The 16,990-nt window shown below is 69.1% G+C and carries 12 protein-coding genes; 6 read left to right on the top strand and 6 right to left on the bottom strand.

Annotated elements, in window-relative coordinates:
- The coding region (locus tag CQ042_RS17795; RefSeq protein ID WP_146115424.1) for an ABC transporter ATP-binding protein at positions 1–1,036 on the top strand (1,036 nt) is incomplete at its 5' end.
- A gap of 27 nt (positions 1,037–1,063) precedes the next feature.
- Here the strand turns inward: CQ042_RS17795 and CQ042_RS17790 are convergent.
- A complete protein-coding gene (locus CQ042_RS17790; protein WP_105671783.1) occupies positions 1,064–1,588 on the bottom strand; it encodes a TetR/AcrR family transcriptional regulator in 525 nt (174 codons plus the stop codon).
- A gap of 81 nt (positions 1,589–1,669) precedes the next feature.
- Between CQ042_RS17790 and CQ042_RS17785 the strand changes: the two genes are divergently transcribed.
- A complete protein-coding gene (locus tag CQ042_RS17785) occupies positions 1,670–2,380 on the top strand; it encodes an MBL fold metallo-hydrolase (protein WP_105671782.1) in 711 nt (236 codons plus the stop codon).
- Positions 2,381–2,577: 197 nt separating this feature from the next.
- Here the strand turns inward: CQ042_RS17785 and CQ042_RS17780 are convergent, their stop codons facing one another.
- From CQ042_RS17780 to CQ042_RS17770, 3 genes are all read right to left on the bottom strand, one after another.
- A complete protein-coding gene (locus CQ042_RS17780) occupies positions 2,578–3,189 on the bottom strand; it encodes a cysteine hydrolase family protein (RefSeq protein WP_258132320.1) in 612 nt (203 codons plus the stop codon).
- Entirely contained in the window at positions 3,186–4,628 is a 1,443-nt protein-coding gene (locus CQ042_RS17775) for a cytosine permease (RefSeq protein ID WP_105671781.1), read from the bottom strand. The genes CQ042_RS17780 and CQ042_RS17775 overlap by 4 nt, the downstream gene beginning before the upstream one ends.
- Before the next feature lie 67 nt (positions 4,629–4,695).
- Positions 4,696–5,979: a M18 family aminopeptidase gene (locus tag CQ042_RS17770; protein ID WP_105671780.1), complete on the bottom strand. Its 1,284-nt coding sequence runs from the start codon at positions 5,977–5,979 to the stop codon at positions 4,696–4,698.
- Positions 5,980–6,129: 150 nt separating this feature from the next.
- On the opposite strand from CQ042_RS17770, the gene CQ042_RS17765 reads away from it, so the two are divergent.
- Together CQ042_RS17765 and CQ042_RS17760 are read left to right on the top strand one after the other, a co-directional pair.
- Positions 6,130–11,685 carry a DUF11 domain-containing protein gene (locus CQ042_RS17765; protein WP_105671779.1) on the top strand — a complete coding sequence of 1,852 codons (5,556 nt, stop codon included), beginning with the start codon at positions 6,130–6,132 and terminating at the stop codon, positions 11,683–11,685.
- A 238-nt stretch (positions 11,686–11,923) separates the two neighbouring features.
- The gene (locus CQ042_RS17760) at positions 11,924–12,787 is read left to right on the top strand and encodes an EamA family transporter (protein ID WP_105671778.1); all 864 of its coding nucleotides are present in this window, start codon (positions 11,924–11,926) and stop codon (positions 12,785–12,787) included.
- Here the strand turns inward: CQ042_RS17760 and CQ042_RS17755 are convergent, their stop codons facing one another.
- The gene (locus tag CQ042_RS17755; RefSeq protein WP_258132319.1) at positions 12,788–13,444 is read right to left on the bottom strand and encodes a response regulator transcription factor; all 657 of its coding nucleotides are present in this window, start codon (positions 13,442–13,444) and stop codon (positions 12,788–12,790) included. It abuts the gene before it with no gap.
- Positions 13,445–13,742: 298 nt separating this feature from the next.
- Between CQ042_RS17755 and CQ042_RS17750 the strand changes: the two genes are divergently transcribed.
- Entirely contained in the window at positions 13,743–14,813 is a 1,071-nt protein-coding gene (locus CQ042_RS17750; protein WP_258132318.1) for a sensor histidine kinase, read from the top strand.
- Between the two features lie 253 nt (positions 14,814–15,066).
- On the opposite strand, the gene CQ042_RS17745 is transcribed toward CQ042_RS17750, so the two are convergent.
- Positions 15,067–15,810 carry a GntR family transcriptional regulator gene (locus tag CQ042_RS17745; protein WP_258132317.1) on the bottom strand — a complete coding sequence of 248 codons (744 nt, stop codon included), beginning with the start codon at positions 15,808–15,810 and terminating at the stop codon, positions 15,067–15,069.
- Between the two features lie 169 nt (positions 15,811–15,979).
- On the opposite strand from CQ042_RS17745, the gene CQ042_RS17740 reads away from it, so the two are divergent.
- Positions 15,980–16,909: a phosphate/phosphite/phosphonate ABC transporter substrate-binding protein gene (locus CQ042_RS17740; protein ID WP_105671775.1), complete on the top strand. Its 930-nt coding sequence runs from the start codon at positions 15,980–15,982 to the stop codon at positions 16,907–16,909.
- Positions 16,910–16,990 lie beyond the last annotated feature (81 nt).

The following is a 16,990-nucleotide window of genomic DNA, read 5'->3' as shown; positions in this document are numbered from 1 at the left end:
TCAGGGGATCGATCTCGAGGTGCAGGCGACGAGCGTGCGCAACGACTTCAACGTGTTCCTGAACCTCGCCGAGCTCGTCGGGCTGTCGGCCGTGCTCGTGGTCGGCTACCTGCTGGTCACGGGTGGAGAGGTCGAGCTCGGCGCCGCGACCGCGGCCGCGCTGTACTTCCTCGCGCTGTTCGGCCCGATGGGAGCCCTGCTGTACCGCATCGACGAGCTGCAGGATGCGGGGGCGAGCCTGGCGCGTCTGTTCGGGGTGATCCAGCTCCCGTCGCCTCGGCCGCGGGATGTCGTCGCCCCGCCGAGACGAGGCGCGATCGAGGTCGACCGGCTCGGATTCGGGCACCGGGAGGGGCAGGGGCAGCGCGACCTCGATACCGTCTCGCTGACCGCGATGCCCGGTGAGGTCATCGCGGTCGTGGGCGCGAGCGGAGCGGGCAAGACGACGCTTGCGCGAGTGCTGGCGGGCGCGCTGCCGATCGGCACCGGCGCGGTGCGGCACGACGAGGCGGCGATCGAGGACTGGCACCCGCACGATCTGCGCGAGGCCGTGGTGATGCTCAGCCAGGAGCCGCACGTGTTCGCGGGTTCGGTGCGCGACGACCTCGCCCTGTTCACCGATGCCGACGAGGAGCGGATGCGCACGGTGATCGCGCGACTCGGAGCCGACTGGATCCTGGCGCTGCCGGAGGGCCTCGACACCGCGATCGGCGAAGCAGGCCATCCGCTCACTCCCGGGCAGTCGCAGCACCTCGCGCTCGTGCGGGTCGCGCTGACCGACGCCTCCGTCGTGATCCTCGACGAGGCCACGGCCGAGGCGGGATCCGCTGATGCGGAGATGCTCGACGGGGCAGCGCTCGCCGCGATCGGGGGCAGGACGGGCATCGTCATCGCGCATCGGCTGAGTCAGGCGGTGAGCGCGGATCGGATCCTCGTGATGCACGACGGACGCGTGGTGCAGTCCGGCACGCATGCCGAGCTGGTCGCTGCCCCCGGCCCGTACGCCGCGCTGTGGGCAGCCTGGACCGCGTGGTGACGCGTCGGTGCGGCCCGCACTCCGGCGTCAGCCGGCCAACCCGGCGGTGAGTCGGGCCAGGCCGTATTCGAAGGCGCCGTCGACGTCGCCGCCGAGTCGGAAGGCGCCGGAGAGCTCCATCTGCAGGAAGCCGGTCGCCCATGCCGTGAACAGGCGGGCGGCGTCGAGCGCGTCCTCTTGGCCGACGAGGGCGGATGCGGCGCGGATGAGCGGTGCGGCCGATCGCTCCAGCGCGTCGTGGGGGGCGGCGATCGTGAACATGATCCGGAAGCCTTCGGGATGCTGGTGCGCGAACGCGCGGTAGGCGTGTGCGAGCGCGCCGATGTCGTCGCCCGCGGCGTCGAGTCGGGCGGTGAGCGCGTCGATCGACGCGGCAGCCACCGCGGTGTGCAGGGCGTCGCGATCGCGGACCCGCTTGTAGAGCGAGGGTGCGCGGACCCCGACGCGTCCCGCCACCGCTTGCATCGTGAGGCCGGCGGGTCCGGCGATCTCGAGGATCTCCCGCCCTGCCGTGACGATCTGCTCGACGGATGTGCGTTCGGGTGTCGGCATGGAGCCCTCCTCGATGGCTATTGACAATAGCCATGATAGCTACGTAACGTAGCCATCGCAATCATTCCGAGAGGATCCGCCATGAAGCTCGCACCGCACCTGCACCGCATCGGCAACGACATCGTCGCCTCCTACCTGATCGATCTACCCGAGGGGATCACGCTGGTCGATGCCGGGCTCCCCGGTCACTGGCACGATCTGCAGCGCGAGCTCGAGGGGATCGGCCGCCCCCTGTCCGACATCCGGGGCCTGGTCCTGACGCATGGCGACAGCGATCACATCGGCTTCGCGGAGCGGCTGCGGACGGAGGCCGGGGTGCCGGTGTTCATCCACGCCGCCGACAGCCACCGGGTGCGCACGGGGGAGAAGCCCAAGACCGCGATGGGGCCGGCGAAGTTCGGCCCGACGCTGGGGTTCTTCGCCTATGGTCTCCGCAAGAACGCCCTGCGCACGCCACACGTCTCCGAGGTGATCGAGGTGGCGGACGGCGAGGTGCTCGACCTGCCGGGTGCCCCGGTCGTGATCGGGATGCCGGGGCACTCGCCCGGGAGCATCGCGGTGCATGTTCCGGTGGCGGACGCCGTGTTCGTGGGAGACGCGCTGACCACACGGCACGTGCTCACGGGCCGCACGGGTGCGCAGCCCGCGCCGTTCACCGATGAGCCGGAGGAGGCGCGCGCCTCACTCGACCGTCTTGCCGCGGTATCGGCCGGGTGGGTGCTGCCGGGTCATGGCGCGCCCTGGCACGGCTCTCCGGCGGACATCGCAGCGGCGGTGCGGGCCGCGGCCTGAGCGTACGGCGTGTGGTGCGGCCTGTGGCGCGGCCGTGGTGCGGCCCGCGGTGCGGCCTGTGGTGGCTGGGTCGGCGCGCTTCACTCGTCGGCCGACACGCCAGATGTCGGACGACGGAGGGCGATCGGTCCGACATCTGGCGTGTCGGCGGGCAGGAAGCAGCCGTGGGACGGGCCGCGCGCACCGCACCGGGGGACTCAGCGGTCCGTGGCGATCGCATCCGCGAGGATCGTGGCCGTGTTGCTGATCGTGATCTGCGGGGGATAGAGCCCCATCACCTGCACCGCCGCCACATGGTTCTCGGCTGTCGAACCCGCGCAGGCATCGGCGGCGATCGTCACGTGCGCGCCGGCATCGGCGGCGGCCAGGGCCGTCGAGATCACGCAGCAGTCGGTCGACACCCCGGCGAGCACGACGTGCGCCCCCTGTCCGACGACGGCCTCGATCTGCGGACCCCACTTGCCGAAGGTCGGCAGGTCGACGGTCGGATGCGCCGAGAGGCCGGTCGCGGCGGGGACGAGAGCGAAGAGCGGATCGCTCGGCGGCTGATCGGCGAACGGCCAGGCGGCGAAATAGGCGCCCCAGGACGTGGAGCGATCGGCGGTCGGCACCCACCGGGTCACCAGGACGCGCTCGCCGAAGGCATCGGCGAGCGCGCGGATGCGCGGCATCGCTTCGGCGAAGAAGGGCGAGCCCCATGCGGAGTCGGGAGCGGCGAAGATCGCCTGAGGATCGATCACGACGAGCCAGGGTCTCCGGGTCTCCGAGCCCGTCGGCACGGCCGTGTCCGAGCCTGGCGACGTGTTCACCCGGCCTCCTGCCGGCGGATCTTCCCCGCCCGCGCGAAGTACGTCACGAGGAACGAGAGCACCAGGGCGAAGAACACCCCGAGGTTCGCGTACGCCCACTCGCCGTCCCGTCCGCCGATGAGGAACAGCAGGTATCCCTGCCAGTTGTTCCACGCGGCATCCTCGGCGAAGTTGTTCACGACCAGTCCCCAGCCGATCACGCTCGTCACGATCATGGTGCCGATCGAGGTCCAGTCCCAGGCGCCGTAGCGACTACGGCCGTCGAACAGCGCGTCTTCGTCGTAGTCCTTCCGTCGGCGCAGGATGTCGGCGATCAGGATGCCGGCCCACGAGGCCAGCGGCACGCCGAGCGTGATCAGGAAGCTCTGGAACGGTCCGAGGAAGTCGGTCGCGAAGAACACCACGAAGATCGTGCCGATCGTGAGGATCACCCCGTCGATCGCGGCCGCCGAGGGGCGCGGGATGCGGATCCCGAGGCTGAGCAGCGTCAGCCCGGAGGAGTAGATGCCCAGCACCGCGCCCGAGACGAGCGCGAGCACCGCGGTGAGCAGGAACGGCACGAGCACCCAGACCGGCAGGATCGACGCGAGGGCGCCGATCGGATCCGCGGCGATCGCGTTCATGAGGTCTTCGTCGGAGCCGCCGAGCAGCAGGCCGAACACCACCAGGATCACCGGAGCAATGGATCCGCCGATGGTGTTCCAGCCCACGATCGCCCCATCGGATGCCGTGCGCTTCTGGTAGCGGGACCAGTCGGCGGCGATGTTGATCCAGCCGAGTCCGAAGCCCGTCATCACCATGACGAGCGCACCGATCACCTGGCCGATGCCGCCGTCCGGGCGCGCCAGCACGGCAGCGAAGTCGATCGCCGGTGCCGCGAGGATGATGTAGAGCACGGTCACCACACCGGTGAGCCATGTGAGGACCGACTGCAGCTTCATGATGGTGTGATAGCCGAGAACGGACGCCGTGACGATCAGGGCCGCGACGATCACGGTCGCGATGATCTTGAGGGCGATGCTGTCGCCGTCACCTCCGAGCTGCGTGATCACCGTGGCGGTGGCGAGCACGGCCATGATCGCGAGGAATGTCTCCCACCCGATCGAGGTCAGCCACGAGACGATGCCCGGTACCTTCTGACCCTGCACGCCGAAGGCCGCCCGCGAGAGCACCATGGTCGGGGCCGAGCCGCGCTTGCCGGCGATCGCGATGAGCCCGCAGAGCAGGAACGACACCACGATGCCGATGACCGACACCACGGTCGCCTGCCAGAACGAGATCCCGAAGCCGAGCACGAACGACCCGTACGACATCCCGAACACCGACACGTTCGCCGCGAACCACGGCCAGAACAGGTCGCGGGGCTTCGCGGTGCGTTCGGACTCGGGGATGATCTCGATGCCCGCACGCTCGATGAGAGCCGGCTTGATGTCCGTCATGCTGACATCCTGGCACTGCCAGGGCCCCACGGGGCGGACTTCGTGGGGCACAGGGCCTTCGCGGGTGTCAGCCGGCGAAGAAGGATTGCGCGGTGCGGGCGAGGTCGTGCAGGTCGGAGACCCCGGCGAGCTCGCGGGCGGAGTGCATCGAGAGGATGGGGATGCCCACGTCCACCGTGCGGATGCCGAGCCGGGTCGCGGTGATCGGGCCGATCGTCGAGCCGCACGGCACACTGTTGTTCGACACGAACTCCTGCGTCTGCACCCCGGCGCGCTCGCACCAGGCCAGCCAGGAGGCCGTGCCGATGGCATCCGTCGCGTAGCGCTGGTTGGCGTTGATCTTCAGGATCGGCCCGGAGCCCAGTACCGGCTGCACCACGGGGTCGTGCTTCGCGGCGTAGTTGGGGTGCACCGAATGACCGACGTCGCTCGACAGGCACCACGACGATGCGTAGGCCTGGCGGCGTTCGGAGGCGTCGGCGCCGAGCCCGGCGTACAGGCGCTCGAGCACGTCCTCCAGGAACGGTCCGGCGGCGCCGGACCGCGACTCGGAGCCGAGCTCCTCATGGTCGAAGGCGGCGAGCACGGCGATCGGCGCTCCGGGCTTCGGCTCGTGCGCAGAGAGCGCGACCACGCCGGCATGCACCGAGGCGAGGTCGTCGAGGCGACCGGAGGCGAAGAACGCGTCGTCCTTGCCGAACACCGCACCCCGTGCGGTATCGGCGACGACCACGTCGTAGCCGCGGATGTCGGGCGCCGCGACGTCGGCGGATGCGGCGAGCTCGGCGAGGATGTCGGCCTCTGTCGGATCCCCGAGACCCCACACCGGCTGCGTCTCGGTCTGCTTGTCGAGGGCGAGACCGTTGTTGGCGCCTCGATCGAGATGGATCGCCAGCTGCGGCAGACGCAGGAGAGGCCCGGTGTCCGCCAGCACGACGCGGCCGTCGGCGAGAGCGAGTCGTCCGGCGAGGCGCAGCTCGCGATCGAGCCACGAATTCAGCAGCGGTCCGCCGTACACCTCGACGGCGGCCTGCAGCCAGCCGCGGGATCCGGTGGTGGGTTGCGGCTTGAGCTTGAAGCCGGGGGAGTCGGTGTGCGCGCCGAAGACCTGTACCGGGGTCGTCGCCGCGGCATCCGCCGGCACCGTCCAGGCGATCGTGGCACCGTCGCGCACCACCACATACCGTCCGCCGGCCTGCGCGGGCCACGCCTCCTCCTCGCGGAGCCGTGTGAACCCGACCTCTTCCAGGCGGCGGGCGACCTCGGCGGCGGCGTGGTAGCTCGAGGGCGAAGCGGCGACGAAGTCGGCGAGGTCCTCGGCGTGGGCGAGGGCGACCGGGGTGGCGGGCATGACGTGACCTTCCTGAACAGCGGCGGTCCTTCGAGCGTAGTCGCGGTCACCATTCGGCAACGGGTTCTCCGATTTCGCCCTCACCCGGGATAACCTGCCAGCGGGGGAGGTTCCGGTTCGGGCCTTCCGGGAACCGGGGAGTCTTTTCACATGCGTGCGAACACACGTCTGTCCATCCGTCGTGCGGTCGCGGGAGTCACCTCAGCATTGTTGCTGGCGGCAGGGCTCACGGTCGTGACCGAAGTGGTCGCACCGACATCGGCATCGGCCGCGCAGAATCCGACGACCTGCCAAGGCTCTGTCGCACTCCAGAACGGCGGCTTCGAAGCTCCGGTGATTCCGAATGCCTCGGTCTCCCTGCTCAACCAGTCCCAGGTTCCGGCGTGGTTCACGACGGACACCCAGAGTGCTATCGAGCTCTGGAGCAGCGGGTTCAACGGGGTCACCGCCGCCGCCGGTCGACAGTTCGCGGAGCTCAACGCCTACAGCCCGAGCAGGCTCTTCCAAGACGTGGCGACGACGCCGGGACAGACGCTCTCGTGGTCGCTGAAGCATCGCGGACGCGCGGGCACCGACGTCATGCGTGTCGTGATCGGCACGCCCACCGGGACCCTCGTCCAGAGCGGGCCCAACCTCTCCGACGGCACCGGCGCGTGGGGATCGCACACCGGCACCTATGTCGTCCCGGCGGGCCAGACCGTGACGCGTTTCGGCTTCGAGGCGGTCAGCTCCGCGGGCGGCAACGCCTCGGTCGGCAACTTCCTCGACGACATCACCTTCGGAACCGGGCCGTGCCTCATCACCACCAAGTCGGTGGCCAACCTGAACCGCAGCGGCACCACTGCCGAGGTCGGCGACACGCTGCGCTACACCGTCACGACCAACAACGGCGGCGGAAACCCCTCGCTGCAGTCGGTGGGTTCCGATGTTCTCCCGAGCGGGCTCGACTTCGTCCCCGGCTCCCTCAAGATCATCAGCGGTGCGGGCACCGGTGCCCTCACCGACGTGAACGGCGACGACCGGGGCACCTACATCTCGGGCAGCCGCACGGTGCAGGTGCGCCTCGGCGACGGCGGGACGGCGACCGCGGGTGGATCCATCGGCGTCGGTACCAGCACCACCTACACCTTCGATGCGAAAGTGAATCTCTCGGCCGCAGCGGGGGTGATCGTGAACGAGGCGAGGGTCGCCTTCCGTGACAACGTCGTGGGCCAGGATCGCACCTCGATCAGCCAGGAGACGCAGACGCCGGTGAACGCCGCCGCCGACCTCGCCATCACCAAGACGCTCGACACCGCCCCCCTCGTCGCGGGAAGCCCCGTCACCTTCACGATCGGCGTGACGAACAACGGTCCGCAGACCGCCACCGGAGTGACCGTCACAGACCCGGTGCCTGCGGGGATGACCGACGTCACCGCGTCGTCGGCCGGTGAGTCCTGCACCGTCACCACGGTCGTCGTCTGCACCGTGCCGGACATGCCCGTCGGCCAGAGCGTGCAGATCCAGATGACCGGCACCCTGGACCCCTCCAGCGATCCCGGTTCGTCGCTGTCGAACACCGCGACGGTCTCCGGCACCCGCACCGACCCCGACCTCAGGAACAACACGGCGTCCGTGTCGGGCGCGAGGACCACGACCACCGACGTCTCGATCATCAAGACGTTCTCGCCGACGACGCCCGTCGCCGGAGAGCAGGTGACCTACACCCTCTCGGTCTCGAATGCCGGTCCGTCCGAGGCGCGCGACGTCGTGGTGACCGATCCCCTCGACCCCGACATGAGCTTCGTCAGCGCGACCCCCGGGCAGGGGGAATGCAGGTTGGAGGCGTCGGTCCTCGTCTGTGAATTGGGTACGCTCGCGCCTGGTGCGACCGCTGTTCAGACGCTCGTCGTGGTGGACATCAACCCCGGCACCACCGCAGTCCTGCAGAACACGGCGACCGTGACCACGAGCACGACGGACACCAACCCCGCCAACAACGCGTCGTCGACCAGCTTCGAGCCGGACATCATCGCGGACATGGCCGTCGTCAAAAGGACCTCCAAGACGCAGGTCTCCGCCGGAGAGACGCTCGATTTCACCCTCGACGTGAGCAACGGGGGTTCGTCGGACGCCGTCAACGTCTCACTGTCCGACACCATGCCGGAGGGCTTCACGGTGACCGGCGTCGACGGTCCGCCCGGTGCGACGTGCACCGCTTTCGAAGGAACCCCTCTCGCGGGCACCGGCATCCGATGCAACTGGGCGTCGTTCCCGGCGAACACCGCGGCGACCGTCGTCGTGCACGCGATCGTCGCGGCGGATGCCCCTGTCGGCACCGTGACCAACACCGCGGCCGTCGCGGCTCCCGCAGCCGACCGCGACACCACGAACAACGCCAGCTCCGTCGACGTCGAGGTCGTCCAGAGCGCCGATCTGAGCATCGTGAAGACGGCTCCGACGACCGGTGAACCCGGCAGTCCCTTCACCTACACGCTGACGGTCACGAATGCGGGGCCGTCGGTCGCCCGCGGCGCCTCCCTCTCCGACACGCTCCCGACCGATTTCGTGGGTGCCTCGGTCGACGGCCCCGGCTGCGCGATCGTGGCCGGTACCGTCGGCTGCGACCTCGGCGACATCGCTCCGGGAGGCGTGGTGGTCGTCCGGGTCATGGGCACGTGGAGCACGACGGCCACCGGCGTCGTCTCGAACACCGCGACGACCACCTCGACGACGCCCGACCCGGACACGGACGACAACACGTCGACCGTGACCGTGACGCTCGCTCCGAGCGCCGATGTCCGCCTGGCCAAGACCACATCCACGCCGACGGTTCCCCTGGGCGGCGAGGCCACGTTCGAGGTGACCGTGAGCAACGTCGGCCCCTCGGCGGCTGCCGGTGTCGTGGTCGCCGAGCTCATGCCTGCCGGGTTCATGCTCACCGGCGCCACTCCGTCGGTCGGATCCTGGTCGATGGAGGACGCGCGCTGGACGGTGGGCACCCTCCTGCCGGGCGAATCCGCGTCGATCACGGTGACCGCAACCGTGCACGCCGAAGGGCCGCTGGTGAACACCGCGACGGCGAGCTCGCAGACGCCGGATCCCGACACGACCAACAACACCGGGACGGCGGCCGTGACGGTGACGCCCTCCGCCGATCTGTCGATCGTGAAGACGATCTCCGCGAACCCGGCTCCGCTGAACGGTGCCGTGACCTACACGGTGGTCGTCACCAACGCCGGACCGAGCATCGCCTCCGCCGTCCAGGTGTCGGACGCTCTCCCCGCCGGTCTGCTGAACCCGTCCACCGGCACCGCCGGGTGTGCGATCACCGGGTCTCAGCTCGAGTGCACGCAGCCGACCCTCGCCGTCGGTGCGAGCTTCACCGCGACCGTGAGCGGGACGGTCGATCCGTCGTTCGCGGGGACGACCCTGTCGAACACGGCCACCGTGACCTCGACGACACCCGATCCCGATCCCGGCGACAACACGTCGACCGTGACCGTCCCGGTGGTCGGGACCCCGCAGGTCGAGCTCGTGAAGACGGCCGGGGTGCCGACCGATCGGAACGCCGACGGACGGCTCGGCGCGGGCGACGCGGTCGACTACCGGTTCACGATCCGCAACACGGGTGACGTCACGCTGACCAGCGCGGAGATCACCGATCCGCTCCTGGGTGGCGCGGTGGCATGCGCGGCGTTCTCCGCGCCGCTCGCCCCCGGCGGCGAGGTCTTCTGCATTCCGGTCACGTACACGCTCACGCAGGCGGACGTGGATGCCGGAACGGTGCACAACACCGCGTCGGTGACCGCCCAGTCCGCGCAGGGTCCCGCGACGGACGACGCGGAGGAGAACGTCACGATCGCCGCGACCAACAGCATCAGCCTCGCCAAGGTCCCGTCGACGGTCGTGGACGTGAACGGCGACTCGGCCGTCGGCGCCGGTGACACCGTGGACTACGCGTTCACGGTGACGAACAACGGCACGACGACGCTGCGCGACGCCGTGATCACCGACCCGATGCTCGGAGGCGTGGTGGTCTGTCCCGAACTGGACGGCGTCGCGCTCGCACCCGGCCAGTCGGTGTCGTGCACGACGATCACGTACACGCTCACACAGGAGGACGTCGACGGTGGACTCGTGCACAACGAGGCCTCCGTCACGGCCGAGGCCCCGATCGGCACCGTGACCGACACCGCGGAGGCGGACGTCGACATCACCGGCACCGCCGCGATCGAGCTGCGCAAGAACGTCGGCCGCGTGCTCGACACCACCGGCGACGGAAACATCGGCGCCGGCGACACGATCACCTACAGCTTCACGGTGTACAACCGCGGAACGACGACGCTCAGCGGGGTGGAGATCTCCGACCCGCTGCTCGCGGCAGGCAGGCTGTGCTCTGTCGGCACCCTCGCACCCGGCGGATCGTCGATGTGCGGCTCGTACAACTACACGCTGACGCAGGACGACGTGGAGGCCGAGATCGTCCGCAACACCGCGACGACGAACGGCACCAGCCCGCTCGGACCGGTCACCGATGACGCCTCGGCGGATGTCGTGATCACGGGCACCGCCGCGATCGAGCTCACCAAGACGGCCGGGGCGATCGTGCTCGGAGCGGACGGGAGGGTCGGCGCCGGTGACACCGTCGGCTACACCTTCACGATCCGCAACGCGGGCACGACCGTGCTGCGCGACATCGTGCTGGACGACCCGCTGCTGGGTGGCGCCGTCGATTGCCCGGCGCTCGCCGGTCTCGAGCTGAGCCCGGGCGACGACGTCGTCTGCGGCCCGGTCGACTACGTGCTCACGCAGCAGAACGTGGACGACGGGAACGTGCACAACGTGGCGACCGTCGAGGGGCAGTCGCGCAACGGCAGCGCCGAGGCCGAGGACGATGCCGATGTCCGGGTCGCGGGCATCGACGACATCTCGCTGCTGAAGTCTGCGGCGGCCGTGGTCGACGCGAACGACAACGGGCGCACCGATGCCGACGACACGATCGCCTACACGTTCACGGTGACGAACTCGGGTACGACGACCCTCACGGGCATCACCGTCAGCGACCCGCGTCTGGGGGCCGCCGTCACGTGCGAGACCACCGAGCTCGCCCCGGGCGACTCGATCGTCTGCACAGCAGCCCCCGCGGTGCTCACCCAGGCCGAGATCGACGCGGGCGAGATCGAGAACACCGCCACCGCGACAGGGACGGGGACCTCGGAGATCCCGCCGGTCGCGACCGACACCGTGGTGACGCCCCTCGTGTCACAGCCCGCCGTCGCCCTGAACAAGACCGGTGGCGACTACGTCGACGTCGATCGCAACGGGAAGACGAACGCGGGCGACACGATCGCCTTCCGCTTCACGGTGACCAACACGGGAGCGGTGACGCTGACCGACGTGAAGATCGACGACCCGAAACTGGGCGGCTCCGTCGACTGCACGATCCCCGACCTCGCTCCCGGCGCCACCGCGGACTGCGGTCCGGTGACCTACGCCCTCACCACGGCGGACGTCGCCGCGTCCGCGGTCGTGAACGTCGCCACGGTGAGTGCGATCGGCGGGACCGTCACGGTCACGGCGGCCGCGACGGCCACGGTCGACCTCGACGGGCTCGCGGCCACCGGCGGTGTGATCACCGGGATCGGCTGGGCGCTCGCGCTGCTCGCGATCGGCGCCCTGGTGCTGCTGATCGCCCGCGTGCGACGTCGCGACGTCACGGCCTGACGCCGGCGCATTCGGACGAGGCGCCCCGCTCGATCGTCGAGCGGGGCGCCTCGTCGTTTCCCTGCCGTTCATCCGGGAGGGCTAGGGTGATCTCGATAGCGCCTAGGGTTCCGGGGTTCGCGCCCGTCTGGTCCGAGCGGCGCCACGGCCCTCCTCCGCAGGAGAGCCGTCATCTGACAGGACAAAAGCCCGGAGGACCCTGTTCGTCGCGCCGCGCGTCGGACGGAAGGGTCTCGTCGTGTCTCCCCTCGCGTTCGTCCTCGTCTTCGGGGCGGCCATCGCCCACGCCGCGTGGAACATCATCGCCCACGGCATCAGCAGGGCCGGCACGCCGTTCCTCTGGTGGGGTGCCGTCGCCAGCACGGTGGTCTGGATCGGGGCCGTGCCCTTCACCGGCGGGATCGGTGCGGACGACCTCGGATCCTTCGCTCTCGGGGTCGCGGTGTCGGCCGTGCTGCACGTCGCCTACATGACCGTGCTGCAGCGCGGGTATCGGGAGGGGAACCTCTCCACGGTGTACGCGACGGCCCGTGGCACCGGCCCCTTCCTGTCGGTCATCGTCGCCGTGGTGCTGCTGGGGGAGCGTCCGTCGGCGATCGCCCTGATCGGTGTGGCGGCGGTGATCGTCGGCGTGGTGGCGATCGGCCTCGTCGATCGCGGCAGCACAGGCCGGCCCGGTCGCATCGATCCCGGCATCCTCTTCGGTCTGCTCACCGGCGTCGCGATCGCCGTCTACACGATCTGGGACGCGCATGCGGTGCGCACCTGGAACATGTCGCCCGTCGCGTTCATGGTCGGCACGACGCTGCTGCAGGTGCCGTTCTACTCGATCGCGGTGCGCCGCCGCTGGGGAGCGGTCCGGGCGCTCGGGCGTGCCCAGTGGCGGCGCATCCTCGTCTTCGGCATCCTGTCGCCGCTGTCGTACATCCTGGTGCTGACGGCGATCCAGATCGCACCGGTCGCACTCGTGGCGCCGCTGCGCGAGGTGAGCGTCGTGCTGGTGAGCCTGTTCGGGGTGTTCGTGCTGCGGGAGTCGCGACCGGGGTGGCGGATCGCGGCGTCGCTCGTGGTCGTCGCGGGGATCGTGCTGCTCGCGCTCTGATCAGCGGAAGCTGACGAGGCCGGCGTGCGCGGCCGTCACGAGGATCTGCACGCGGTCGCGCAGGTGCCACTTGGACATCATCCGGCCGAGGTGCGCCTTCACCGTGCCCTCGGACACGATCAGCGCCTTGGCGATCTCCGCGTTCGACATGCCCTGCGCGAGGCAGTGGAGGACTTCCATCTCCCGCTCGGTGAGTGTCTCGAGGGCAGCGGCATCCGCTGCGACCGGGGTCGAGTCGCGGACGTGCTTGATCAGCATCGATGCGATGCGCGGAGAGAGCGAACTCGCACCGCTGTGCACCTCGCGCACGCCGGTGACGATGTCCTCGGCGCTCGAGTCCTTGAGCAGGTAGCCGGAGGCGCCGGCGCTCAGCATCGGGAGCACGGTGTCGCTCCCGTCGAGCGTGGTGACCGCGAGGACGCGCACATGCGGCCAGCGCTCCGCGATCACGCCGGTCGCCTCGATGCCGTCCATCTCGGGCATCTGGACGTCCATCATGACCACGTCCGGCTGCTCGCGCTCGACCGTGGCGATCGCCTCCACGCCGTCCTCCGCCTGGGCGATCACGGTGATCTCCGGGTCGCGGGAGACGAAGTGCGACAACGCCGATCGGACCAATGGATCGTCGTCGACGATCACGACACGGATTTCCTGCATGGGGGAAGCCTAACGGCGCGAGCGCCTCGTCGACGGCATGTAGACCTTTGGCCAAAAAGGTCTGGACTTGAAGGTGATGTGCGCTGCGAGGATCGCCGAGAAGATGAATACAGACATCGACAAACGACTACAAAACGGAGGTGAACGTTATGTCTTTCTGGCAGCAGGTTGGCAAGCTTTTTGGTCTCTACCGCTAGACTACCTGGCGTATAGGAGATAGTGCACCATGGCCTTCGACCAGTCGACCCGGGCAACGCCCGAAATCTTCCGACTCGCTCGAGGCGAACGGCTCAGCCGCGTGGAACGCATCGTCATCCTCGCGATCATCGGCGTGATGATCGCCATCGACGTCCTCGGACTCATCACCGACCCGGAGATCGATCCGCTCACCTCAGCGGTGAGCATCGCATCCACCGCGGTCTTCGCTCTCTACCTGTGGTCCCCTCTCATCGCGACCTGCGCGCTGGGGGCGGCTCTGGGACTCTCTTTCCTCACGGGAACCGAGACCCAGGTTCTGATCACGGCGGCGTTCGCCGCCGCGCTGATCATGCGGCTCGGGTGGACCTCACTGATCCTGTCGTACACCGCAGGGTTCCTCGTCGCGACCGGCATCATCGCCTACGGCGACTCCGAGGTTCCCGTGAACGTCGGCATCTATCTCATCTTCGCCACCGCTGCAGGTGCGGTCGGACTCGCATTGCGCTTGGCGTTCGCTCGCGGACGCCGACTCGAAGGCGAACTCGAAGCAGCGGTCGAACAGGAACGTCAAGCGGTGCTCGCCGAGCGACGATGGATCGCCGGCGAACTGCACGACAGCATCGCGCACCACCTCACGGTCGTCGCGCTGCACGTGCAGATGCTCGAAGACCCGCAGACCAGCACCGATTCGCGGGAGGCGATCCGCATCGCCGCCCGCAAGGCCATGACCGATCTCCGTTTCGTGATCGAGCTCGCCGACGATGGGCCGCAGTCGTCCAGCGTGCAGACGGGCGACCTCGCCGCGGCGATCGACGAGGCGGCGGGAGAGTTCGAAGCCGCCGGCCATTCCGTGGTCCGCGACGGCGACCCTCAGGACGAACGGATCCCGCGGGCTGTCGAGATCGTCCTCGCACGAATCGTGCGGGAGTCGGCCACCAACATCCTCAAGTACGCAGGTCCCGGCGAGGTGGAGATCGACCTGGCGATCGACGACGAGGTCGCGCACCTCATCCTGCGCAGCCCGCTTCCGACGACACCGCGCCGCGAGCTCTCCTCCAGCCGCACGGGCCTCGGCCGCATGGCGGAGCGCGTCATGGGGGCGAGTGGAGAGTTCAGTGCCGGCGAAGTCGACGGATTCTGGGTCGTGTCGGCCCGACTTCCGGTCGTCTGATGCTCTAGAGTGTGTGAGCACGCCTTTTCATGTTCCGCGCGACCCTAGACGAAAGTCTAGAAAAGTCTCGACGTTCGACCCTGTGGAACGGCTTGCGTTCCCCCGTAATCTGAAGGCTCCCCAGATAAAGCGTCCCCAGCGCTGCGATCGCGGGCGCGGTCTTTCTGGCTTCTGAAACACTTTGCGCGCTCGCGATCGCCTTCTGCGTTAACGGCCGGTTCGCCGGTCTCCGTGCGGGCGCTCCCGAGCGCCGCTACCCGCCGACCGCCCGCATGTAGTGGCCGTCGGTGGAGATCCCGGATGCGGCGACGGTGAAGCGCACGACCTCACTCAGGTATCGATCCTCCGACGCCTCGAAGATCCGCCCCTCCGCGTCACGCGACGTGCGGGTGAGCCTCAGGATGGGCGTGCCTCGGGGCACCCGCAGCAGCGCGGCATCCTGATCATCGGCGGCCACCGCGTCGATCACATGCTGCAGGGTGACGATCGGGTGTCCGACCGAAGACAGGTACTCCGTGATCGAGACCTCGTCGAGGTTCACCTCGAACAGTCGCCGTCCCGCGACCTCGGTGTAGTTGAGGCGCTCGAGCATGGTCGGACGTCCGTCGAGCAGGCGCAGTCGCACCACGCTCACGATCGTGTCGCCGGGGTCGACACCGAGCGCCGCCCCCAGATCGCCGGCGCGGCGCAGGCTCAGCTCCTGAGTCTGTGCACCCGGGGAGACCCCCAGCTCCCGCGCCCAGCGGGTGAACGGCACCGAGACGTCGACGGCCTGATTCGCTTTGCGGGCGACGACGCGGGCGGGACGCCCGCGACTCGTCTCGATCAGGCCCTCGCCGCGCAGTGCGGCCAGGGCATTGCGGATCGGACCCCGGGACGTGCGCCATCTCTCGGCGAGTTCGGCCTCGGTCGGAACGTCGTCACCAGGACGCAGCGCGCCCGCAGCGATCTGCGCGCGAAGGTCGTCGGCGATCTGGGTGTACACAGCTTCTGCCACATAGGTACATTACTTGGTCATCTCGAACAACGCGAGTGCGTTCGGGGAGTGTTCATCCAAGCGAATGCTGGGTAAACGAGCCCTGAACTCTTGCGAGTTAGGTACATATCTCAGCTCGGCACCTGCGAGAGTCTTCCGTGGATCACCCCTCACACCCTGAAAGGTCCTCATGAAGCTTCGCGCTCTCCCCGCCCTCGCCGGCGTCGCGCTCCTCGCCCTCGGCCTCGCCGCCTGTTCCGGCTCGGCAGATGCCGCCGGCACCCCGGGCGCCGACGGGTCATCGTCCGCCAGCGGATTCGCGGTCGACGAGAACACCCTCGTCTTCGGCGTCGTCCCCGACTCGGTCGACACCGAGACGAACTACCAGCCGCTCATGGACTACATCGCCGAGATCACGGGCAAGACGGTCGAGTACCACGAGTCGACCGACTACGCGGCGCTCATCGAGGCTGCGGTCGCCGGCAAGGTCGACGTCGCGTCGTTCTCCGGCTTCACCTACGTGACCGCCACCAACAACGGCGCCAAGCTGACCCCGATCTCGTCGATCGTGACGGAAGAGGGCCAGGAGCCCGGCTACTTCTCGCAGGCGATCGTCCCCGCGGGCAGCGACATCAAGAGCCTCGAGGACTTCAAGGGCAAGAAGGTCTGCTTCGTCGACCCGTCCTCGACCTCGGGCTACCTGTTCCCGTCGTACAACCTGCTCGAGGCCGGCATCGACCCCAAGACCGACATCACGCCGGTCTTCGCGGGCAAGCACGACGTGAGCGTCACCAAGGTCGGCGAGGGCGTCGAGTGCGAGGCGGGCTTCGCCGAGGACTCCGAGGTCGAGAAGTCGGACAAGGTGAAGGTCATCGACGAGACGATGGTCCCCGGTGCGCCGCTGGTCTACTCGTCGACGCTCCCTGACGACGTCTCGAAGAAGCTCATCGACGGTCTCTCCGAGATCACGATCGACGACATCATCGCCGCGGGCATCGACGGCGCCGACACCGACGCCTTCCGCAGCGTGTTCTACGCCACGAAGCCGGTCGACGACGCGTACTACGACCTGATCCGCGACATCTGCAAGGAGACCGAAGCGGAGCAGTGCCAGGCCTGAGCCCGGCCTGATCCCTTCGCCTCGCCCGGCGCCCTCCGTCTCTCCGCCTCAGGCGGACGAGACGGAGGGCACCACCGCAAC

The organism is Microbacterium sp. MYb62 (assembly GCF_002979475.1).
Lineage (GTDB): Bacteria > Actinomycetota > Actinomycetes > Actinomycetales > Microbacteriaceae > Microbacterium.
The sequence above is the reverse complement of the archived record's forward strand: the minus strand, read 5'-3'. Positions and strand labels throughout refer to the sequence as shown.

Excerpts from the sequence above, each read along its gene's own strand:
- CQ042_RS17790 (WP_105671783.1), bottom strand. The coding sequence starts at position 1,588 with ATGCCGACACCCGAACGCACATCCGTCGAGCAGATCGTCACGGCAGGG.
- CQ042_RS17785 (WP_105671782.1), top strand. The coding sequence starts at position 1,670 with ATGAAGCTCGCACCGCACCTGCACCGCATCGGCAACGACATCGTCGCC.
- CQ042_RS17775 (WP_105671781.1), bottom strand. The coding sequence starts at position 4,628 with ATGACGGACATCAAGCCGGCTCTCATCGAGCGTGCGGGCATCGAGATC.
- CQ042_RS17770 (WP_105671780.1), bottom strand. The coding sequence starts at position 5,979 with ATGCCCGCCACCCCGGTCGCCCTCGCCCACGCCGAGGACCTCGCCGAC.
- CQ042_RS17765 (WP_105671779.1), top strand. The coding sequence starts at position 6,130 with ATGCGTGCGAACACACGTCTGTCCATCCGTCGTGCGGTCGCGGGAGTC.
- CQ042_RS17755 (WP_258132319.1), bottom strand. The coding sequence starts at position 13,444 with ATGCAGGAAATCCGTGTCGTGATCGTCGACGACGATCCATTGGTCCGA.
- CQ042_RS17740 (WP_105671775.1), top strand. The coding sequence starts at position 15,980 with ATGAAGCTTCGCGCTCTCCCCGCCCTCGCCGGCGTCGCGCTCCTCGCC.